Origin of the sequence: Paenibacillus paludis, assembly GCF_042610515.1 — a bacterium.
Lineage (GTDB): Bacteria > Bacillota > Bacilli > Paenibacillales > Paenibacillaceae > Paenibacillus_AQ.
Window position 1 is genome coordinate 33,257 of sequence record NZ_JBGJZP010000034.1, and the last position, 22,687, is coordinate 55,943.

Below are 22,687 nucleotides of genomic sequence, written 5' to 3' on the forward strand. Positions count from 1 at the left end.
TATCATAAGCTACAGGAAATCAGGGAAACACCCGAACATTTTCTATAAAAAACAGGGAGAAATCAGCTCTTTTCGTAAGCGTTTTCTGAAACTACGTGCTCACACAGAGCTTCCTCTGCGGTAGACGGAAGGGGAAATGCCTTCAACTTTTTTGAACTTTTCGCGAAAATAATCCACATCGCTGAAGCCGACTTCGCTTGCGGCCTGATGGATTTTCCAGCCCTGATCCAGCAGCTCCTTGGCTTTCTCAATACGGACCTTGTCCAGATAGCTATTGAAGGAAAAGCCTGTACTGTTTTTGAAAAGCTTGCCCAGATACGCGCTGCTGTAAGTAAACACATCCGCCAGCGTTTCGAGCTTCAGGTTCTCATTGTAATGGCGGTGAATAAGGTCTAGCATTCGCTTCATTAAGACGTCCATATCGTCTCGGGTAATTCCGCCTGCATGCTGCTCCAGCATAGTAGTGATGTAGCGGTACAGCTGGGGCAGGGAGGTATGTTTATAGATTTGCTGGATTTGCTCGTCCATCCGGTTGTGCTGCAAAGCCAGCTCACTGTATTGGAGCGAGAGTTTGTTGATCAAATGCGTGACCATTCGTACATAACGTGATTTCACAGCCATCTCAGAGTAACTGGCGGCGATCATCAGTTCACCGGTTTCCTGGATTAAGGAAGGGAGTACATAGAAGCTGCCGATTTCCATGGCGAAATACAGGCGCTCCACCACAGAATCAAGCCTGCATTCCACTTCCTCTGATCTGACCTTGAGTACTTTCTTCAGCTTCAGGGAATCCGGTCCAATCATACCCGGCTCATCGTAGAAAAAATGCTCCTTCATCCGTACCAGTGCGGATTGGCGGGAGACGGGAAGCTCCTCCAGGGTATCCACCATATCACCCGCGGTGATGATGCATTCAAGCCCATGGGCAGTTACGGCTTGCAGTATATTCTGGACCATTAATTTGCGTACAAGCTCCTTCTGATAAGAGGGCTGCAACAGAACCCCTAAATAGGAGTCCAGCGAGAAGACAATTCCCCACGCCTGTTCATCAAAGCTTGCTGCAAGCCTGGCTTTAACGGCCGTTGAAGGCCCGTTGTCCGCATTGTCCTGGAGCAGCAGCCGGATCAGGACTACCTGATAGGAATCCCATAGCAGTCCTGCTTCATGGATGGCTGCCTCCATTGAAGGCAGCATCTGCGGGCTGTTCTCCATCAGCAGGGATTGAACCAGCATTTCGCGGCTCCACACCTTTGCGGCGGCATGATTCTTGCGATGGGTGCTCCGCGCATCCAGCACTGCTGACAGTTTTGCCAGATATAACTGCAATTCCAATTCATCTACCGGCTTAAGTAAATAGTTATCAATGCCAAAAGCCAGCGCACGCTTAGCATAGTCGAAATCGGCATAACCGCTGAGGATAATGATGTGTATCTCCGGATCGTTTTCCCGCAGCTCTTTAATAAGCTCCAGACCATCTCTGCCGGGCATCCGGATATCTACAATCATTAGATCAGGACTATAGAGTTCATATTTATACTTGGCTTCTATGGCATTCGCCGCTGTATCTATAATCTGATATCCACAGCTCTCCCAGTCCAGCAGAGCAGTAAGTCCCTCACGGATTGCCAGCTCATCATCCACAATCAACACTCTATACATAAGAATCGCTCCTCAGGGGGATGGCAAAGCTAATCTGCGTTCCGAATCCGGTTTGACTGGACAGGGTAAGTCCGCATTCCGGGCCGTAGGTTAACTGAAGCCGCAAATGAATATTGCGCATCCCGATATTATTGGTTTCATAGTCATCCTTGTTCTCCAGCATCTGCCGTATTTCTTGCATCCGTTCTTTGGAAATACCTATGCCATTGTCGGATACCTGCACCTTGAGCTGTTTGTCTTCTATGCGGATATCCACCCGGACCATACCGCCGTCAATCCGGTTCTCCAGCCCGTGGATCACACAATTCTCCACTAGGGGCTGAATGATCAGCGGCGGAATCTGAATACTGTGAGCCTTGGGGTCTACTTGAAGCTCATAGGCTAGCCTATCATCATAGCGGAATTTCTGGATGACCAGATAACAGTTTACGGTCTCCAGCTCACTGTGCAGACTGATCATCCCATTGCCGACCTCCAGGTTTTTGCGCATCATTTTACCGAGCAGCCGCACGACCTGGGATATATCAGACTGGCCCCTGACTAGAGCTTTCATGCGGATGGATTCCAGAGCATTGAACAGAAAATGGGGGTTGATCTGGCTGGCCATCATTTTGAATTTAATCTCATTCTGCTTCAGCTCGATTGCATTCTTTTGCCGGTTGGATTCCTGTACCTCGCTCATGAGGTCGTTAATATTCCGCACCATATGATTGAACTGTCTCGCCAGCTGGCCGATTTCATCTTTACCGTCAATTACCAGCGTAGCACTCAGATTACCGGAAGCGACCTTGGAAATATGTTTGCTTAAGTGCAGCATCCGTCCGGTGAGTAGCCGGGAGAAATAATAGATAAGCAGAATTGCCATCAGTAATGCAGAAATAATGACAGAGGAAGCCAGTGAGATAATCCGGTTGGGTTCGCTCACGATACTTTCAACGGAAAAAATGGAGATGATGCGCAAACTGTTCAGGCTTCCCCCTGGATGCCAATCATCAATCAGCATTTTAAAAGGGTTGCCATCAATCGTTATATCATAGGGACCTTGTCCAGCGGTGGCGGCAGATACAGGGCTGAAGTTAATATCAACCAGCGATTTGCCCAGTGTATCTGCACGGTTGGAGGCTACTATATTGTCGTTCTCATCTACTATTATGGTTTCAAAAGTCTCCTGATTCAGGATGGCATTAAGTTCGTCAGTATTCACATTTACAACTAAAACTCCGGCGGTACGCTGCTTCAGAAAATCTACTTTGCGGATCAGACTGAGATAATATTGGCCGTTGCGGTTGTCACGGATATAATTCCAGCAGACCAGGCCTTTCTTGGCGATAGCGGTTTGATACCACTGCTCCTGTGTGACCGTCTCATCCGCCTGCAGAAACTCCCAGTTGTCAAGAATTGTGGGATTATTGATATACAGGCGGATGCTGGAGATCTCTTTGTACAGGCGGATAAAATCACGAAAGTCAGGATAGTCCCAATAAGCCTTCACAACATCATAGACCGACTCGTACCGGTGGTTGGCAGCTTCCTCCAGTCGGCTGTCATTGGACAGCCGGTAAGCAATGTCAAGCGGGACGCCCAGCAGTTCGCCGGTCCGTTTTTTCACCCGGTCCACATTAGCTGTAATTTGCTCCAGAGCATTGCCCATCGCCATATTCCGCAGTTCACTCGTCAGAAATACCCCAACAATCAACACCGGAATTAGGGCGACACAGCCAAAAGACAAGAACAGCTTCGTCCTGAGCCGCAGATTGTTCATTAGGGTGATGATTCGGGCATACACAGAAACATACACCTCCATTAATATATTTGATAGCGCTTACAAATATGTGTATCGCAAACTACCATCCATTAAATGTAATATAATATGCATTTATTGTCTCGTGAAAGAACCACTATATAGATTGAATTTGGAAAATTAAAAAAGGGTGGGAGTGACGGAGTAGAAGTTTGGAACTGTAGGAGCGACAGCGTCCGCCTTTGTCTGTGGATTTCAACCGCGAACAGCGGAATAAAATCAAGAAATTCTTACGACAACAGCGGCTGGAAGTCCAAACATTATCTGCAGTTACTACTATAACCCAAAATAGAAGGATCTTAAGTTCAATCTATATAGCTAAAGAAGCTGAGAAGTAAGATGGGTGAAGCAGGAAACAGCTATGTTCAAGGAGAAAGTAATGGAGAACCAAAGATCAGGAGCAACAATACAGGGTTGCATAGATTACCATGATTAGGAGTGAGATTGTTGCAGACAAAGATTAGCCTTGAAGGCGAGTGGGAATTGCAATTAGATAAGGAGAAACAAGGACTACAGCTGCCTTTTTCCGATGTCATTACCTTGCCGGGAACGACATCACATGCCCGCAAGGGACCGAAGAACGAAGAGGTTCTGGTCAGCGCCCTGACAGATGAATATCTGTTCGAAGGGTCGGCTTGGTATTCGAAGGAAGTAGTCATTCCAGAAGAACTCGCAGGAAAGACTTGTTTCCTATATTTGGAGCGCACCAGGCTTACGACGCTCTGGCTGAACGGTCAAGAGATTGGCAGCCGTGATAGCCTGAACACTGCGCATGTATATGATTTGACAGGGAAGCTTCAGTCTGGCAGTCAGACACTCACCGTCCGGGTCGATAATACCGGTTATCCGACCAAAGGCGGACATATGACTTCGCCGGACACTCAGACCAACTGGAACGGAATCACTGGACGCATCGAGCTTCAGTTCTACGGCAAGTCCTATTTGAGCGGAATTCGGCTCGATCCGAATCTGCCTGAACGTTCTGTCCGAATCACAGGAATACTGGAAGGAACGGCTGTAACAACGATTGCTGTATCAGCTTCCAGTTTTAATAGCCAGACAGCCCATTCGGTGGCTGAGCAGGAATTCACAATCTCGCCGGGGAACTTTACGATTGACTACACGTTAGGTTTGGATGCGCTTCCTTGGAGTGAAACCGCACCCAATCTCTATAACCTTAATATCCTCCTGAAGGATAGAGAAGGCGGAACCGGCGAACTGTATGAGTCGTTCTTCGGCTTGAGGGAATTCAAGGCGGATGGCGATAAATTCACGATCAACGGGGAGAAGACTTTTCTCCGCGGCAAACATGACGGACTGATCTTCCCATTGACCGGCTATGCCCCGACAGACGTAGAGGAATGGCTTAGAATTCTGGGGATATCCAAATCCTATGGTATCAACCATTACCGGTTCCACACCTGCTGTCCGCCGGAAGCGGCCTTTACCGCTGCCGATATGCTCGGGATCTATATGGAGCCGGAGCTGCCGTTCTGGGGAACGATTACAGAGCCATCGGACGAGGGTCATAACCAGGCTGAGCAAGACTATCTGGTCAGCGAAGGATATGAAATTCTGAAAGCGTTCGGCAATCATCCGTCATTCGTGATGATGTCGCTCGGCAACGAGCTGTGGGGCAGCAGAACCAAGATCGATTCCATTCTCAAAGACTATAAAGCATTCGACGACAGACCCTTGTATACTCAAGGCTCGAACAACCACCAATGGGTACCGGAAATTCTGGAGCATGAAGATTTCTTCTGCGGAGTGCGTTTCTCGAAGGAGCGTCTGTTCAGAGGCTCTTATGCGATGTGCGACGCACCGCTCGGTCATGTCCAGACCGCACTGCCGGGTACGATGAAGGATTATGACGACCAGTTCGTTCCTCCGTCCCTGCAGAGCGGAGAGGTAGCAGAAGCGGGAGGTACTGTCCAAATTCAGTATGGTACTGAAGCCAAAACGGTGCAGGTCGGAGACACGTCCGGGGAATGGATTCCGCATATTCCTGTTATCTCGCATGAGATCGGGCAATACGCGACCTATCCAAATTATGAGGAAATCAGCAAATATACAGGACCGCTCAAAGCTGGTAATTTCAAAATTTTCCAAGAACGGCTGGAAAGCAATGGCCTGGGGCATCTCGCGGGCAAATATTTCGAGGCTTCTGGACAACTGGCGGCTGCTTGTTACAAAGAAGAGCTTGAGGCCGCTTTCCGCACCCGGAGACTTGCCGGATTCCAACTGCTGGATCTGCAGGATTTCAGCGGACAGGGAACAGCCTTGGTAGGTATTCTTGATGCATTTATGGACTCCAAAGGAATGATTACACCAGAGGAATGGCGCACCTTCTGCAGCGATGCAGTCCTGTTGGCAAGATTCCCGAAATACAATTACATCTCCGGAGAAGTCTTTAGTGCCAGCGTCGAGCTGAGCTGGTTCCGGTCCGAAACACCAGATTCCCTTGTGCTGCAATGGGAGTTGACCGCAGACGACAGAACGCTGGCCGAAGGCTCAAGTGCAGTAAACATCCCGGCGGGTTCGAATTATATCGATATCTGCCAGTTGGCCATTGATCTTCCTGCCGTCCAGAAGATGACGAAAGCTGTACTTACTCTGAGAATCGCCGGATCAGATATCCGTAAATCCTACGACCTGTGGGTATATCCAGAGAATAGCGGTTCCGGGCTGGACCGCATCCGCATTTTCGAAGAGCTTTCCGATGAGGCGCTTGCGCTGCTGGAGCAAGGTGACAACGTGCTGCTCATGCCAAAACCGGAGTCTCTTCATAACGCTATTGAAGGCTTCTATTGTACGGATTTCTGGTGTTATCCAATGTTCCGCTCCATCTCTGAGAGCATGAACCGCCCGGTACCTGTCGGTACCATGGGGCTTCTGATCGACAACAGCCATCCTGTGTTCCGTGATTTCCCGTGCGAACAATATTCCACGTACCCTTGGTGGAGTATCATAGAGAACTCAAAATCAATTATCCTGGACGGAACCGACCGGGAGTGGAGCCCGATTGTACAGACAATCGACAACTTTGAGCGTAATCATAAGCTGGGGTTCCTCTTTGAGTGCCGAGTAGGGGCGGGCAATCTGCTGGTCTGCGCCCTCGACGCCAGTAAAGCAGGAAAAACGCCGGAAGGAAGACAATTCCTGTCTAGCGTAGCCGGTTATATGGCATCCAGCGAATTCAAACCGCAGTACACAGCAAACGTATCAGAGCTGCACAAGCTTATTCAATAAGCATCAGGGCCAGTTCGATTTGAATAGATCTTAAGTTCAATTTTGCAGGGAGCCGTTTATCGGCTTCCTGTTTTTTTTAGATAAACAGAAGTAGAAGAAGAAGAAGAAGAGAGTTTTATAGGGTGATCAATCAAGTCTATTGAAAAATAGATATCGAATAATAACCTCGCAGAGTAGGTTTTTCTTGCCCGATAGTGCTCATAAAAATAAATTGTCAAAATCATGCTTTATCTGGGATTATTTTGTTGTAGATTTGTCATTATTTAGTTATAATTCTATTAATCATCAATGAGTAACGAACTCAATTCTAGCAACATGAAAGGATGAACAGAGTGGCACTTGAATCGCATCATCTGCAGCTCGAGTATGAATTCTTAAAGGCTCTGAGGAATGCTGAAGTTCCGCTTGGAGCCAGCACTCTGGTTCATACGCTGGGGAAGAAATATGAACTCAGCCAGGCAACCATCGGACGCAAGCTGATGGAATTTGATTTCGAGGGCTATACCGTTCTGAAAGGCCGGAAAGGGCGCATTCTGACAGAAAAAGGAACAAGGCGCATTGCATATTTGGAGAAAGAGCTGCACCAGAAAAATGTAAATTCCCAGTTTCTGCAGCTATTGAATAATTCAGGAGAGTCCGCATTGGTGGATGTGCTAGTGGCCAGACGGGCGCTTGAGCGGGAAATTGCCGCATTGGCTGCACAGCGGGCTACAAAGGAAGAAATCAGTCTGCTAGAGGCTTCTATTGCCAGTCAGAGCGAGCTTTTATCACAAAATATCATTCCCTATGAAGAAGACCGTGAATTTCATACTTTACTAGCGCTTACGGCGCGTAATCAGGTATTGCTCCATGCGGCTCAGCTGGTATGGCAAACCGGCAAAGATTTCCTGGAAACCGCCTATATTCGCCGTACGGTGGGCAGCGAGCTTGTGGTTGATCACCGTAAAATTCTGGATGCCGTTGCTGCGGGTTCACCTGAGCAGGCGGAAGCGGCAATGGTTATGCATATCAATCAAATGATAGAGGATGTCAAACGTTATTACGCTATCCAAAATCAGGAACAGCGCAATTCGTAAATGCTTTGAATAAAGGAGTGGAAATTGTGGAGATCCATTACCGCTTAGGCATAGATATTGGCGGAACCTTTACGGATGCCATTGTTACAGACGGGCAGGGCCAGATTGTCGCGGCGCTCAAAATACCCTCGATAGCCGATGCTCCCGAACAGGCGATATTCCAGGCATTAGACCAGCTGCAGTCGAAGGGAGTGGACACACGCAAAATTGAACTCTTCGTGCATGGCACTACGCTTGGCGTAAACACGCTGATCGAACGCAGTGGTGCAGTTACCGGGCTGCTCGTGACCAAGGGTTTCCGGGATGTACTCGAAATACGCCGCTTACGGCTTGAGAATACAACTAACCTCTATGGGGATAAAGCGCTGCCGCTTGTCCCGCGCCAGCTTGTAAAAGAAATCGATGAACGTCAGCTCGCAGACAGCAGAGTGCTCACCCCGCTGGACCCGCACCAACTGCTCCAGGCAGTGGATGAATTGGTGCAGGAGGGGGTTACGGCACTAGCCATCAGCTTCCTGCATTCTTATGCCAATGCCGGGCATGAGCAATTGGCCGAACAGCTGATCCGTGAGTGTTATCCGCAACTGCTCATCTGTAGAAGCAGTGCAATCTGGCCGCAGCAGCGAGAGTTCGAGCGGACGCTGGCCACGGTGATGAATGCTTATGTAGGCGAACGGATGGGGTCTTATTTCAAGCGTCTGCAAGAAGGAATCGGACCCTATGGCGTATCGGCGACGCTGCTGTCCACCATGTCAAACGGTGGTATGATGACCGCTGCCCGCGCTGCGGCCGAGCCAGTAAGGACGCTCCTGTCCGGTCCTGCCTCGGGTGTGATTGGCGCAACCTTTATCGCGGAGCAGGCAGGTATTAACCAGGTCGTTACCTTCGACATGGGCGGGACAAGCGTAGATGTCGCCTTAATTGACAAGGAGCCTACCTACTCCACAGAGAATCAGGTGGGCGATTTCCCGGTTATCATTCCTGCGGTAGATGTGACCGCCATCGGAGCGGGCGGAGGCTCGATCGCCTGGGTTGATTCGGTCGGGGTATTGAAGGTAGGGCCGCGCAGTGCAGGCGCCAAGCCGGGCCCGGCGTGCTACAACCGCGGCGGCAAGCAGGCGACAACCACTGATGCCTATTTGCATTTGGGCATTCTGCAGGCCGACCGTTTTCTCGGCGGCCAGATGCAGCTGTTCCCTGAACTGGCTGAACAGGCGCTTACGATTTTGGGTGACCAGCTCGGGCTGACTGCCAAGCAGACGGCGCAGGCCATTCTGGATGTGGCCACCGCGAATATGTATGCCCAATTCTCACCGCTGATGGCGCGAAAAGGAGTCGATCCCCGTGACTTCACTCTGCTTGCCTATGGGGGCGCGGGCCCGATGCATGCTTTTCTGATGGCGCGTGAAGTTGGCATCCGCCGGGTGTTGATTCCACCTTCTCCTGGAACGCTTTGTGCTCTGGGCTGTACGGTTGCCAATTTGCGCAACGACTTTGTCTTCACACTTCACAAGCGCAGCCGTGGACTGGATGCCGGAGAACTTCAGACACATTTTTATTCGCTTGAGCAGCAAGGACGCCGCTGGATCGAGGATGAGGCCAAGGGGGGAGTAACTCTGGGCGGTACATACGTCATTTACAGCGCGGATATGCGATATGAAGGACAGGCATTTGATCTGGAGGTTACTCTCTCAGATTCTGATATTTCTGATCCTGAAGAAGCGGAGATTAAATTCCACCGCAAATATGAATCCGTCTTCGGAATCAGCCAGCCGGAGGCGGAAGTCATGTTCGTCAATCTGCGGGCAAGTATCGTCGGGCTTCTGCCAAGTAAGATTAGGGCAGCTTCTCCGCAGGTAGCAGGCAGTGGAAAACCTGTGGAGTCCCGGGGAATCACGTTTGACGGATTGGATTACCAGGCTAAGGTGCTTAATCGGGAGCATCTGAACACAGATACAAGAATCTCCGGTCCGGCTATCCTTGAGGAATATGATACGACGGTGTTTGTACCTCCCGGCTACACAATACACAGAGATGCTAACGGAAATATTATCGGGGAGGCAGATCTATGATTACGGATAAAGTCTTCCTCGAAATCTTCAACAACCGGATTCAGGCAGCAGTAGAGGAAATGGCCAACGTCGTCCTGCGCACCGGCTTTACCGCCTTTGTCAAAGAAACGGGTGATTTCGGCACCTACCTGTTATCGCCGGAAGGCGAGACGTTCGGCTCTCCGCTGAATACGGGATACAACCTCTCCCTGGGAATTCCTGCGGCTACCGCCATCAAGGCAATACACCAGTGGCAGGAAGGTGACATAGTCATCTGCAACGACCCCTATACCACTGGGGGGATGGTGACCCATCTGCCGGATATTCACCTGATTAAGCCTTATTTCCATGACGGCAGGATCATTGCTTTTGGACTTTGCTTCGTACATTCTTCGGATGTCGGCGGAAAGGTTCCGGGCAGCGTATCGCCAAGCGCTTATGACATACATATGGAGGGCATCCGGATTGCGCCGGTCAAGCTGTATGAGGCTGGCTGTATGAATGAGCAGGTGCTCCGGCTGCTGCTGGACAACAGCCGGATCCCCGAGCAGAATCTTGGCGATCTCAAGGCGCTTATGGCTGCGCTGAACAGAGGGGAGCAGCGGCTGAAGGAACTCATCGGCAGATATGGGGCGGAGCAGGTGGAGCAAGGCATTGAGAACCTTCTGGAGTATGCGGAGCTTAAAGCCCGGGCGATCATTCAGGATATCCCCGACGGCTCCTATGACTTCTGGGACTATCTGGAGAAGGGGCCCGGCGGCTATCCGATCCGGCTGCGCTGCCGCATGACAATTACCGGCACGGATATCTATCTGGACTTTAGCGGAACCGACCCGCAGGTTAGAGCTTCGTTTAATATTCCGACGCATAACCAGCAAGGGCACTATATGCTTGTGCCGGCGTTGATCCGCTACTTCCGGACACTGGATCCGGCGATTCCATGGAATTCCGGGATGGTGCGGATGGTGCGCAACTACGCGCCTCCGGCATCGGTGCTCAATCCGGAACCGATGGCGGCGGTAGGTGCGCGAGCGGCGACCTTTATCCGGGTGATGGATGTCATTACAGGGGCGCTGAGCCAGGCGCAGAGCAGCAAGGTGCCGGCTGCTGGAGCAGGTCAAGCCTGCATTGTGATGATGGCAATGACCGATGCTTCCGATGGCAAGAGCAAAGTTGGTGTAATTCAGCCGATCTGTGGCGGATCAGGGGCAAGACCGATGAAGGACGGGATTGACGGGATGGATTTCGCCGTAGGCCATTTGCGGAATATTCCGGCTGAAACGGTTGAGGCGGAGATGCCTGTACTGATTGAACGTTACGGTTTAAGGGCGGATTCAGCCGGAGCCGGCAAATTCAGAGGCGGCAGTGGCATTGACCTGCGCGTCAGGATTCTCAGTCCGGATACCGTGATGACCGCAAGAAATATGGAACGGATGGAATTCCAGCCCTGGGGCCGCTTGGGAGGTGGTGTAGGTAATCATGGAGAAGCGATATTTAATGAAGGCCGGCCAGATGAACGCAACCTTGGCCGGATTGATGAGCTTTTGCTACAACCGGGAGATACCGTGACTTTTCTGTCCCAGGGCGGCGGCGGATATGGAAATCCTTATGAACGGGACCCTGCATTCGTACGGAATGATGTGCAGAAAGGACTTTTGTCGGAAGATCAGGCGCGTGAACAATACGGCGTAGTGCTAAATTCAAATGGCAAAACCTTTGATGAAGCATCCACTAAGCTGCTGCGTAATGGACGCAGTAAGAATCGGGAAGCTTTCAGCTTCGGGGGAGCCAGGACTGCGTTTGAAACGGTCTGGACAGATAAAATGCAGCTCGCCGTGAACGCTGCTCTGAGCAGCTATCCGCTGGCACTTCGGGATTATTTGAAGAGACAGACGATGGCAGAAGCTGAGTCCAGAGTTGCTGCGGGGCATCCAGTTTCGGCTTCAGCAATACCAGAGATCATGGAAGAATTGCGCAGGGGAATAGGGCTGCGCTGATGACAACAGCGGCTATGACCGGAAGGCGACAAAATTAGGAATTATATTAAATAACCTGAAGGAGAGAACCGAATGAGTACTCAAAAACCTAAACGCTCTTATATCTTACCGGCAATGTCGCTTGCCATGATTGTGGCACTGTCAGCTTGTGGAGGGGGAAGCAACGCGAATAATGCTACTGGAAACAATGTTGCTAAAAACAATGCTGCCGGGAAGTCGGAAGATTCGACAGCAGCCGGCAGTGGTGAAAAGGTCAAGCTGACCATGTTTATCTGGGCCGGCTCCAATCAGGATGTGGTTCCTAAGGAAGTCGTAGCAGAGTATGTAAAGAACCATCCGAACGTTGAGGTGACCTTCGAAGAATCCTCCAATGCTGTAATGTATCCGAAGATGCTGGCAGGCAAGCAGGCTGATCCGAACAATCCGATTGTAAACTTCGGTTATTTCAACGCAGATGCTTCAGCCAAAGGCATCAATGACGATATGTGGGAGCCGCTTGACCCGGCCATAGTCACCCATATGAAGGACATTCCCGAAGCCTTCCATACCGCTGATAACAAGGGCATCGTCTGGGGCGTGTCGAGCTTTGCGCTGGTCTACAACAAAGATCTGGTAAAAACACCGCCGACAAGCTGGAACGACCTGTGGGGAAACGAAGAGTTCAAAGGAAAAACTGCATTGTGGGATTACATGTTCTATTCTTATCTGTCCCCGCTTCTGGCTGTAAAAGGGGAAGAACTCGGCGCATCCTACGAGAATCCAGAGCCGGCCTTCCAGTTCTGGGCGGATAACAGCGAGCAGATCGGCACACTGGTTACCTCGAACGACCAGCTTAAGGGTCTGCTCGATTCGGGCGACGCCCTGATTGCTCCGTTCAGCTCACAAGTAGCACAGACTTGGATCGACGGCGGCTCGCCGCTGGCCGTAGCTTATCCTAAGGAAGGTGCGATTTCCTTCCCTTACTCGCTGCAGGTTGTCAAAGGTTCTACGCCGGAGCAGGCAAAAGTGGCCAACGAGATCATTAATGAGCTGCTTAGCGCAGATGCGCTGTCCCGTTACGCCGAGGCGACAGGTACTCCAGTGACAAGCACGGCAGCAGTCATCCCGGATAAATATAAGGATGATCCATCCTTCTCCGTTGAGGAGCAGAGTAAGGGAATGAATCCGGACTGGGATACGCTGGCCAAGAACAGCTCCGCCTGGAAGGAACTGTGGGACCGTCTGGTCAAAACAAAATTATAAACCGGCTGCTGGCAGCAACCGAAGAGATGGGAGTTGGGGACAATGAGTGACGGAGTGGGGCCGATTGCAATCGAGACGCGAAAAGTGAGCAAGTCTTATGCGGGAAATACGGCCGTTAATCAGGTGTCGCTACAGGTGAAACGGGGAGAATTCGTCTCTCTGCTTGGGCCCAGCGGCTGTGGGAAAACTACGCTGCTCCGGCTTCTCGGCGGCCTGGAGCAGCCTGATGAGGGGACTGTGCTGCTGTCGGGACAAGATGTCTCGGGGATCCCGGCCTATGGACGGAATACGAACATGATTTTTCAGCAACTGGCGCTGTTCCCGCATATGGATGTCTACAATAACATCGCTTACGGCTTGAAAGTCAGAAATACCCCGAAGCACGAAATCAAACAGCGAGTACAGGAGATGCTGGAACTGGTACAGCTCGGCGACTACAGCCAACGCGCCGTCTCCCAGCTATCCGGCGGACAGGCGCAGCGCGTTGCCATTGCCCGCGCCTTAATTAACAAGCCGGAGGTGCTGCTGCTGGACGAACCGCTGTCAGCACTGGATTTGCAGCTGCGGCTGGATATGCAGCGTGAACTGAAAAGGATACAACGTGAATTCGGGGGCACGTTTATCTTCGTTACCCATGATCAGCATGAGGCGATGAACATGTCTGACCGCATCGGTGTCATGCGGGGCGGCAAGCTGCTTCAATATGCAACACCCGATGAAATCTACGAACGGCCCGTGGACAGCTTTGTTGCCAAGTTTATCGGTGACACCAACCTGCTTCGGGTGAAGGTACTTGGTGCGGAAGAAGGCCGGGTCTGGGTTCAAGCCGGCGGCTTGAAGCTTGCCGTGCGCCCGCCGGAACACCAGCCCCCGCTCCCTGCGGGGAGTACGGGTTCACTCTCCGTCCGTTACGAGTATCTCCGGATCGGAGAAGCAGCAAGTGGCTGCGACAACCGGCTGGAAGGAAGAGTGACCGAATGTGCATATGGCGGTGCAAGCATCAAGTATACGCTGGATATGGGTGGCCATATCCAGCTGCATGCCAGCACTCTGTATCAGCGGGGAGATGCCCGGTATGCTCCGGGCGACTCGCTGCAAATCGGATTCAATCCCGAAGACGGTCTGCTCCTGCCCGTTGATGGACCTCCTCAAAGAGTAGGTTCCTTATGATGAAAGCTACCGGCAAGCTCGTGGGGCTGTTCTCTCCGGGGAACCGAACCTGGGCGGCTCAGCTGCTGCTGCTGTTGCCTGCGCTTGCCTTGATGGGCATCGTGTATCTAGGTGGACTGCTGATCTTCGGCCGGTACAGTTTTGACCTCTACGAGAATGGGAGGCTGATCCGGGACTGGAATCTCGATTCCTACCGTTCTTTCCTGGGAGACCCCTATTATTGGACCTTGATAGGTACCACCTTTCGAGTCGCCGCCAAGGTAACTTTATGGAGTCTGCTGCTTGCCTATCCGCTAGCCTACTGTATTGCCGGCCTGAAAAGGCCAGGCATACAACAGTTCTTCTTGCTGCTAACGTTTCTTCCGCTTCTCGTCAGTGCTGTTGTCAGATCGTATGGATGGCAGCTGCTGTTGTCTAAGCAGGGTTTTATGAACTGGTTGTTCATAAAGATGGGACTGACGGATAGCGGATTTGAGATGATGTATAACGAGACCGGGGTTATCGTTGCGCTTGTACATATCTTTCTGCCGTTTATGGTGTTCCCGATCTTGAATGTGCTTACCCAAACCGATGATTCACTGAAAGCGGCAGCCCATGATCTGGGCGCAGGCAAATGGCGTACGTTTTTAACCATTACACTACCTTTGTCCGTGAGGGGCATTGCGAGCGGGGTGCAGATTGTCTTCACACTCTGCCTGACCGCATTTACGACACCTCAGCTGATCGGAGGCGGGCGTGTCATGACGCTTCCGGTACTGATCTATCAGCGGACATTGGATACGAACTGGCCAATGGCGGCTGTGGCGAGCCTCTTTTTGTTTGCTTCATCAATCCTTGTATCCCTGATTGTGAACAAGGGAGCCGACCGGCTGATGTTCCGGCGTACCCGGACGGGAGGGCAGGCCCATGACTAAAAAACCACGGGATTACAAATGGATTCTCTACGTATGCGCCGGCGCGGTCGGCTTATATCTGCTGCTGCCGTTGTTGATGATCCTGGTGACCTCAGTGAGCAGCGGAGCCTCCAGCAAGTTTCCGCCCGAGGGGCTGACGCGGGGATGGTACAGCCGTCTGGGTGAACAGAAGCAGTTTCTGGAAGCCTTCCGGAACAGTATGCTGTCTTCAGCGGGTGCAGTTCTGCTAGCGCTGGTTACTGGCACTATGGCTGCGCTGGCGATTGTCCATTATCCTTTTCCGGGCAGGGGGCTTTTGCGCGCCTTTTTCATGTCGCCAATGGTAATGCCCAAGATTACATTAGGTGTGGCGTATCTGATCCTGTTCTCAAAGATGCACATCGCTGGCGGATTATTTGCCTTGATTCTGGGAGAGGCAGTCATCGTCCTGCCGTTTGTCCTGTCCATTGTTGGCAGCGCTCTCGCCAATCTCAATCCGGCACACCGCGAAGCTGCCGCCGATTTGGGGGCGGGACCGTTTCGCATTTTCTTTACGATCACATTGCCGCAGCTGCGGTTTTCGCTTTTTTTAGCTGGTTCGATTGCCTTTGTCTTCACCTTTGATCAGGTCGAGACGGCACTGCTTATTTTACGTCAGGGAAGTTACACCTTGCCTATACAGCTCTTCTTGTACATGGAAAAATGGCAGGATCCTACGGTCGCTGTCGTGTCCATGGTGCTTATCGCTTTTGCACTTGTTCTGTTTTTTGCAATCAAACTGCTCATCCGCTCCGCACCGGGTCTGGAAAAACTGCTCGGCAGCCGAACGAAGAAAAGGAGGTCTTGAACCTGATGGACAAGCAAATCTCGAATCCTGTTTCCGGAGTCAACCGGCCGCGTGCCGCTGAACTTATGGCAACCAGAGGTCTGGCCGCTCTTGTGGCGACCACGCCGGAAAACATCAACTATATTCTTGGCTCGCAGCTGCGGGCCAGCAACTGGACGATGCAAATTTATGCTGTACTGCCGCGTGAACCGGAAACCCGTCCCTGTGTCATTATCCCTACCAACCGGCTGGGTGTAATCGCGCAGCTGGGGATTACCGGAGCGGATTTATATGTGTATAGTGATTTTTTTGTGGAGGGGTCTGTCGAAGGCAAGCCATCCACTCCGGATATCGATCTTTTTTACGCTTTGCTGCAGAATACGACAACCTATGCGGGTCCGATTGAGGCGTTGGAGGCGGCTCTTGAAGATCTTGGGCTTAAAGGACAAGCAGTAGGAGTGGACGAAATGAGGATCGCTCCGGATCTGCTTGCCAAATTTGCCGCAGGACTTCCCGGCGGACAGGCTGTAGCAGCCTACCAGCTGTTCCGCCAGATCCGGCAGATTAAGACCCCATTTGAAATCGAACGTCTGCGGAAGTCTGCAGCTCTGAACGAGACGATTGAGCAGCAACTAATCGATCTGATCGCCGCGGGTGTGCACGAGAAGGATTTGGCCGACCATTACCGGCTTGCCGTGATGAAAGCAGGGGGCACCCCCGCGATGACGGCAGTTGGTGCGGGTCCGCGCAGCGCACTGCCGCTGATTGAGAATTATTTCCGCGTCATCGAGCAGGGGGATCAGATCCGTTTTGATCTCTGTCTTCAGTTGGACGGATACTGGGGAGATACAGGACGGACTGTAGTGCTTGGAGAAGCCACACCTTGGATGGAACAGCACTTTCATGCGGTGCGCAGCGGCTGGGAGCAGGCGCTTGAAATGATCCGCCCCGGCGTAAAAGCATCTGATGTTTTCCAGGCAGCCGTAGCCAGAGTTCAGAAGGAAGGCATTCCGCATTACCGGCGCCAGCATGTGGGGCATGCCATCGGCCTGGAATTGTACGATGATATAACTCTGTCGCCCGGAGATCACCGCATTCTGGAACAGGGGATGGTGCTGTGTGTGGAAGTTCCTTATTATGAACTGGGCGCAGGCGGATTTCAGATTGAAGATACGATCGTGGTGACAGCAGACGGCTACGAGTTCTTAACACAGATGGAACGAAAGCTGTTCCGCAAATAACAAGGAGGGTTCCGGTCACCCTGTCCTGTTCTGACAATCGGAGTTTCTCCAGAAAAGAAAGTAGGGAGCAATGAAAATTCAGCAGGGTTCAAAATCGTTCCGAAATATTAGTCTTGCACTGTTTGCCGGAGGTTTTGTCACATTTGCGCTTCTTTATACCCTGCAGCCTTTGATGCCGGAAATTACCGAAGCGTTTGGAATCACGCCGACGGAAGCCAGTTTAACCTTGTCGGTCACCACTCTATCCATGGCATTGACCATGCTGTTCATCGGTTCCATATCCGATGCGGTTGGCCGCAGAGCCATCATGACGGCCTCTCTGGTTGCTACTTCCGTGATCGCTGTCATTTCCGCTTTTAGCCCGCTTTTCCCCGTATTGCTGCTGTTGCGTATATTGCAAGGTATTGCGCTCGCCGGATTGCCCGCTATAGCAATGACTTATCTTGTGGAAGAAATCGACCCCCTCAGTCTGGGCTATGCAATGGGACTTTATATTAGCGGCAACTCCATTGGAGGGATGGGGGGCCGGATCATCAGCGGGTTGTTGACCGACTGGTTTGACTGGCGCGCAGCTGTCGGTGTCATTGGCGTGTTGGGTCTGGCTGCGGCTATGATATTCTGGATGGTGATTCCGCCTTCACGCCATTTCGTGAAGCAGACAGGCAAGCTGGGCCAGGTGATTCCTCTGCTCTGGTCGCAATGCCGTAATCCGCGGCTCCTTTGTCTGTATGGGCTAGGCTTCCTGCTAATGGGCAGCTTTGTCACCTTGTTTAATTATATTGGCTTCGAGTTGACCGGTGAACCGTACAATCTTAGCCAGTCACTGGCCGGCAGCATTTTCGTCGTGTATCTGATGGGAACCTTCAGTTCCACCTGGATGGGACGGCTGGCTGACCGGTATGGCCGTACCGGTGTTATTAGGTTAGCCCTTGCCATCATTTTAACGGGAGCACTTTGCACGCTGCATCCCTTCTTATGGGTCAAAATCATTGGCCTTGCGCTGTTCGCCTTTGGTTTCTTCGGTGGCCATTCCATTGCCAGCAGCTGGGTGGGCCTGGTAGCCGATGAACATAAGTCGCAGGCCAATGCACTGTATCTCTTTTTCTACTACGTAGGCTCTAGTGTGAGCGGTACAGGCGGGGGGGTGCTGTACAGCCATTTTGGCTGGTTCGGCATCATCGGCATGATCGCAGCCTATGTGGCAATTAGCCTGATGTTATGCGGCTTCCTAGTGCACAAGATCGGGGGAGGGATTCAGAAACTTTAATTCCATAAACTAAGAAGAGGCAGCCGACGGACGGCTGTCTTTTTTGTATGATCGCTGATTGAGGATAGACTATAAGTTCATCAAATGACGTCCGTTTTCAGCAGTGAAGGAAATATCTGCTTGTCTACTTTCCTTAAAAAACTTGGTAAGGTAGAGGTTAGCAATTAATAAGAGGTGAAAAGTTGTCATGAATAAGAAACACTGTTTGTTCTGCGATGAGATTGTTCCCATTAAACCGGAAGGCGATTACGATAGATATATTGGCTGTGCCTGTTCACCCGGCGGTTTCTATAGCCTGCGGAGAGACAGCTATGAACCTATTAATTCGTTGCCGCACCCCAAGAAACGCGACATGCTTCATTTAATATCAGCTTATATCCGGGAGTTGACCGATTGTGATGAAAAGGTCACTCTAGCCGCCAACGACTTAGAGTCGATTGCAAATTCTCCGAAAATACCCGTTACCATTGAAGATAAAGGAAACCGTCTATTGCAATATTTGTACAGACATTCCGAAGGACCGGAGGAACCTGTGGTCATTCAACCACTCTCCAGCAGCTATAATTTGACCTATTCGCCCAATCTGCAAGAGCTGGTCTATATCATTGATAAGCTGATCAATGAGCAGTTGCTCATCAGGGAAGGTATGTCTTTTAAGCTTACCGGCAAAGGATGGAGTGAAGCCGCTGCGAACGCCGGAGGAAAAAAATTAAAGCCTTGCGTCGTTCTCATCTCGGATGAGGGGGATATGCGCACGGAGTGGCTGGAAATACTGTTGCCGAAAATTGAGCAGTGCGGTTATCTGCCGCGATTGCTTACACATACAAAAACGCAGAGCCGTGAACAGTATTCCTTGGAGCTTATCGCGGACAGTAAACTGATGATAGCGGACTTATCCGGTCAATCCCCCGAGGTGTATTTTGCAGCGGGATATGCGCTCGGTTTAAACATTCCGGTGATCTGGACCGTAAACGGCAGCGATGCCGATAACCTTTTTGTACAAATCCAAGATATCCGTCCGATGGTTTGGGATACAGCCGAGGAGCTGGCAGTACTACTCCAGCAGAAGTTGAGTTTATAGAGAATTTCCAGGACATGACCCGGTAAACGAAGCAAAAATAAATAACAGGCGTCTCTCATAGAGGAGGGCGCCTGTTATTTATTTTACTGATATAGATTTCCCCACAATTTAAATTCAGGATTTTTTGGCAATCATCTTTTTCAACTTGATTTCGGACTCTTTCCCGGTTGACTGTCCCACTTGTTGGATGAAGAAGGAAAGCAGCAAGGCGAGAATGCCGATTCCCACAATAACGAGGTAGGCATCATTTATGCCCTGGATGGACGCTTCCATCATCATGTGTTCCTGGGTTGCGCTTTTTGCGCCACTTGCGCCCATAAGATTCTGCAAATGAGTTGTGGTACGGCTCGTCATGATGGTTACCAGCAAAGAAGTACCTATGGCACCCGCGACTTGTTTAACGGTATTGGAGATTGCGGTGCCATGCGCATGAAGCTTCGCCGGCAATTGATTTAATCCTGCGGTTTGAATAGGCATCAGGAACATCGCCATTCCGATCTGCCGGCCTGTTGACATGAACACCAGATAGATATAGCTGGTAGAGTCCGTTAAATTAACAAAACTTAGGGTCGTGGTGATCGTTATAAGCAGACCGATGATGGCAAGCCATTTTGCTCCAAACCGGTCGAACAGCTTTCCGGTGACCGGCATAAGCAATCCCATCACAAGCGAGCCGGGAAGCAGCAGTAAGCCGGACTCCATGGCCGTATAGCCGCGGGCACTCTGCAGGTACAGGGGAAGCAGAATCATATCCGCATACATCACGATTGTAACTGCGATACTGATGACGGTGGTTAAGGAAAACATCTTATATTTGAAGGCCCGGAGATCAAGAAGCGGATGTATGGAAGCCAGCTGCCGCCAAGTAAACAGGGCAAGAGAAAGGATACCCGCACCAAGAGACAAGAGCACCTCTACACTCGACCAGCCTGCGCTGCCGGCCCGGCTGAAGCCATACAGCAAAGCGCCAAAGCCGAGGGTGGATAGGGCCACGCTAATCATATCAATCTTGGGATAGGAGCGTTTCGATACATTCTTCAAATAAATAAATCCGCAGACAATAACAAGGACAGTGGGGGGGATGATCCCATAGAACATGGTTTCCCAACTGTAATGTTCCAGGATATATCCTGCCAAAGTAGGTCCAATCGCAGGGGCAAATATAATCGCCAATCCGACCATGCCCATGGCAGCGCCTCTCTTTTCAGGAGGGAAAAGCGTTAAAATAACATTGATGAGCAGCGGCATGATAATTCCTGCGCCAGTTGCCTGAATCAAACGCCCGGTAAGCAGAACGGGGAAGCTAGCCGCGAGGGCTGCTACGACCGTTCCAGCCAGGAAAATAAACATGGAAGTCTGGAAAAGCTGCCGGGTAGTAAAACGCTGCATTAAATAAGCCGTAATCGGAATCAGTACACCGTTCACCAGCATATAGCCTGTTGTCAGCCACTGGGCGGTTGCCGCTGAGATGTTGAAATCATTCATTAATTCCGGCATGGCAACGCCCATCACCGTCTGATTCAACGTCGCAAGAAAAGCTCCAAAAATCATAATGAACAAAATAGGTCCTCTTTTTAGGACACTGATGTTTACTTCTCTCTGTTTACTCACTTACTCCATCCTTTCAATGGTACCTTTTTCTTTTTGAGCAGCATGTAAATCCCTAATAGAAAAAATAAAACACTGCATCCCATTCCAAATAAAGCGCTGGAGCTGAAGGCATTGGGGGATTTCTCCATCATAAGCAGAGTGTATTGAGTCACTACAATGGAAACCATTGCGTCTACAAAGCTAATCATTTTCAGTGAAGAAACAATAGGTCCCTTCAGATACCGGTTAGCCAAGGTACCGTAAATGGCAATACCAAGCTTGGTGAAAGCAACCGCTGCTACCAGATAAACAATGTAACCTCTGAATATGATGGCATCTCCGGCAACATACATCCGCAGGCAGACCAACAGATAGGAGATCCCGAGAAGACAAAGGAAAGTGCCACTGCGTTGATAAACAATAAATTCCATGTTATATCTTTGTGCGGGGTCTTCGATAGTTTTGGCCACTCGATATTTATAAAGTGCCTGACCTCTTGCGGCAAAGAGGATTATGTAATACACCGCGTTAATCATGAACCATCCAGATAGGAGATACACACCGAGGATCAACTTGCCGATGCCGATCAAAGCATTGATTGTAAGTGATGCAACGTTTGTTAAGGCAGTTCGGTCTTGATAATCGACCAGATAGCGGTCAAATAAACACTTAATCACTTCCCCAGCAGGGCATTAGCCTTTTCGCACACCTCGTAAATCTCGTCATACTTCTGATCGATCAGAGGCGTTACCTTGTTCGTTTTTTTCTTGCTGATACCGCTGAAGAGAAAATACGGGATGATCCAGCCTACAAAACCGGGGACTGCCAGAATTATTGTAAGAGGCAGCAGATCAGCTTGATTAGCAAACACAGAGCCAGCCATGAACGCTGTTCCAATAACACCGATAACATAGGCAACGACAGAAGCACCGATGACCTTGGAACTTTCCAGCGTTTCAATTTCGTTAACGGAGGCATCGAATTGGCGTTGCAGGCGGGTCAGCTCGGCTTTATTACGGATCTTCCGGTCCCGCTTAAACTTCATGGTTACAGAACCAACATTCTGAACTGAGGTCGAAGTACCCTCCAGCGCCCAGCCGAAGTTGTTATACCCGTCTACATACACCGACTCCATTTTGCGTTTTACCGTAACGTCCTTGTACTCATAACCGACGAAATTAGATTCGTTTCTTGTGATCTCACTCATAATAATGTCTCCTTTATTAATTAAGTTGATGTTGAAGCTTTCCTGTTTCACTTGACTTGATCATCTTACTGCCGAGATATTTATGAATTGCTTATAAAATGTTTATAAAATATTAATTGAACAATCGTTATGAACCGGAATTGGAAGATATGTTGTCTAATATAAAAAGCAGCCTGAATTCGTGTTCCGAATTCAGGCTGCTTTATCTTCAAAAGCCGAAAAGACTCCGACCTCTGTAGGCGGAGATGAATCGGCGGTTTTCAACTATTCAGCGAACATATGTGCTACACTGTAAGAAAATACTACAAAAGGGGGTGTCGCACATGATCGTTCATCA

General features: G+C 50.5%; 16 protein-coding genes. 11 read left to right on the forward strand and 5 right to left on the reverse strand.

Features of this window, described 5'->3' with window-relative positions; all coding sequences use genetic code 11:
• Window positions 1–99: 99 nt before the first annotated feature.
• On the reverse strand, window positions 100–1,659 hold the full coding sequence (locus tag ACAN56_RS34105) for a response regulator (protein ID WP_379148397.1): 1,560 nt from the start codon (window positions 1,657–1,659) through the stop codon (window positions 100–102).
• Window positions 1,652–3,445 (reverse strand): sensor histidine kinase, encoded by a 1,794-nt coding sequence (locus ACAN56_RS34110; protein WP_379148400.1) that lies wholly within the window; start codon window positions 3,443–3,445, stop codon window positions 1,652–1,654. The genes ACAN56_RS34105 and ACAN56_RS34110 overlap by 8 nt, the downstream gene beginning before the upstream one ends.
• 453 nt (window positions 3,446–3,898) lie before the next feature.
• Here ACAN56_RS34110 and ACAN56_RS34115 point away from each other — a divergent pair, with 453 nt between their 5' ends.
• From ACAN56_RS34115 to ACAN56_RS34165, 11 genes are all read left to right on the forward strand, one after another.
• The gene (locus tag ACAN56_RS34115) at window positions 3,899–6,709 is read left to right on the forward strand and encodes a DUF8487 domain-containing protein (RefSeq protein ID WP_231578271.1); all 2,811 of its coding nucleotides are present in this window, start codon (window positions 3,899–3,901) and stop codon (window positions 6,707–6,709) included.
• Between the two features lie 332 nt (window positions 6,710–7,041).
• Window positions 7,042–7,785, forward strand: a complete 744-nt coding sequence (locus tag ACAN56_RS34120) for an FCD domain-containing protein (protein WP_231578272.1) — start codon at window positions 7,042–7,044, stop codon at window positions 7,783–7,785.
• 26 nt (window positions 7,786–7,811) lie between these two features.
• The gene (locus tag ACAN56_RS34125) at window positions 7,812–9,857 is read left to right on the forward strand and encodes a hydantoinase/oxoprolinase family protein (protein WP_379148405.1); all 2,046 of its coding nucleotides are present in this window, start codon (window positions 7,812–7,814) and stop codon (window positions 9,855–9,857) included.
• Window positions 9,854–11,833: a hydantoinase B/oxoprolinase family protein gene (locus ACAN56_RS34130; RefSeq protein ID WP_038591942.1), complete on the forward strand. Its 1,980-nt coding sequence runs from the start codon at window positions 9,854–9,856 to the stop codon at window positions 11,831–11,833. Before ACAN56_RS34125 ends, ACAN56_RS34130 begins: the two co-directional genes overlap by 4 nt.
• 72 nt (window positions 11,834–11,905) lie before the next feature.
• Window positions 11,906–13,075, forward strand: coding sequence for an ABC transporter substrate-binding protein (locus tag ACAN56_RS34135; protein WP_038591945.1), 1,170 nt, complete (start codon window positions 11,906–11,908; stop codon window positions 13,073–13,075).
• Between the two features lie 42 nt (window positions 13,076–13,117).
• Complete coding sequence (locus ACAN56_RS34140; RefSeq protein WP_379148408.1) at window positions 13,118–14,245, forward strand: ABC transporter ATP-binding protein; 1,128 nt, start codon at window positions 13,118–13,120, stop codon at window positions 14,243–14,245.
• Window positions 14,242–15,159: an ABC transporter permease gene (locus ACAN56_RS34145; RefSeq protein ID WP_379148410.1), complete on the forward strand. Its 918-nt coding sequence runs from the start codon at window positions 14,242–14,244 to the stop codon at window positions 15,157–15,159. The genes ACAN56_RS34140 and ACAN56_RS34145 overlap by 4 nt, the downstream gene beginning before the upstream one ends.
• Window positions 15,152–15,985, forward strand: a complete 834-nt coding sequence (locus ACAN56_RS34150; protein ID WP_379148412.1) for an ABC transporter permease — start codon at window positions 15,152–15,154, stop codon at window positions 15,983–15,985. Before ACAN56_RS34145 ends, ACAN56_RS34150 begins: the two co-directional genes overlap by 8 nt.
• A 5-nt stretch (window positions 15,986–15,990) precedes the next feature.
• Window positions 15,991–17,205 carry a M24 family metallopeptidase gene (locus ACAN56_RS34155; protein WP_379148415.1) on the forward strand — a complete coding sequence of 405 codons (1,215 nt, stop codon included), beginning with the start codon at window positions 15,991–15,993 and terminating at the stop codon, window positions 17,203–17,205.
• 70 nt (window positions 17,206–17,275) lie between these two features.
• The gene (locus ACAN56_RS34160; RefSeq protein ID WP_379148417.1) at window positions 17,276–18,472 is read left to right on the forward strand and encodes an MFS transporter; all 1,197 of its coding nucleotides are present in this window, start codon (window positions 17,276–17,278) and stop codon (window positions 18,470–18,472) included.
• A gap of 187 nt (window positions 18,473–18,659) precedes the next feature.
• Complete coding sequence (locus tag ACAN56_RS34165) at window positions 18,660–19,553, forward strand: hypothetical protein (RefSeq protein WP_038591960.1); 894 nt, start codon at window positions 18,660–18,662, stop codon at window positions 19,551–19,553.
• Between the two features lie 114 nt (window positions 19,554–19,667).
• On the opposite strand, the gene ACAN56_RS34170 is transcribed toward ACAN56_RS34165, so the two are convergent.
• The 3 genes from ACAN56_RS34170 to ACAN56_RS34180 are packed head-to-tail and all read right to left on the reverse strand — an operon-like array spanning window position 19,668 to window position 22,350.
• Window positions 19,668–21,104: a DHA2 family efflux MFS transporter permease subunit gene (locus ACAN56_RS34170; protein ID WP_081966194.1), complete on the reverse strand. Its 1,437-nt coding sequence runs from the start codon at window positions 21,102–21,104 to the stop codon at window positions 19,668–19,670.
• Between the two features lie 56 nt (window positions 21,105–21,160).
• Window positions 21,161–21,820 carry a hypothetical protein gene (locus ACAN56_RS34175; protein ID WP_379148421.1) on the reverse strand — a complete coding sequence of 220 codons (660 nt, stop codon included), beginning with the start codon at window positions 21,818–21,820 and terminating at the stop codon, window positions 21,161–21,163.
• Window positions 21,817–22,350 carry a hypothetical protein gene (locus tag ACAN56_RS34180; protein ID WP_038591965.1) on the reverse strand — a complete coding sequence of 178 codons (534 nt, stop codon included), beginning with the start codon at window positions 22,348–22,350 and terminating at the stop codon, window positions 21,817–21,819. The genes ACAN56_RS34175 and ACAN56_RS34180 overlap by 4 nt, the downstream gene beginning before the upstream one ends.
• Between the last annotated feature and the right edge of the window lie 337 nt (window positions 22,351–22,687).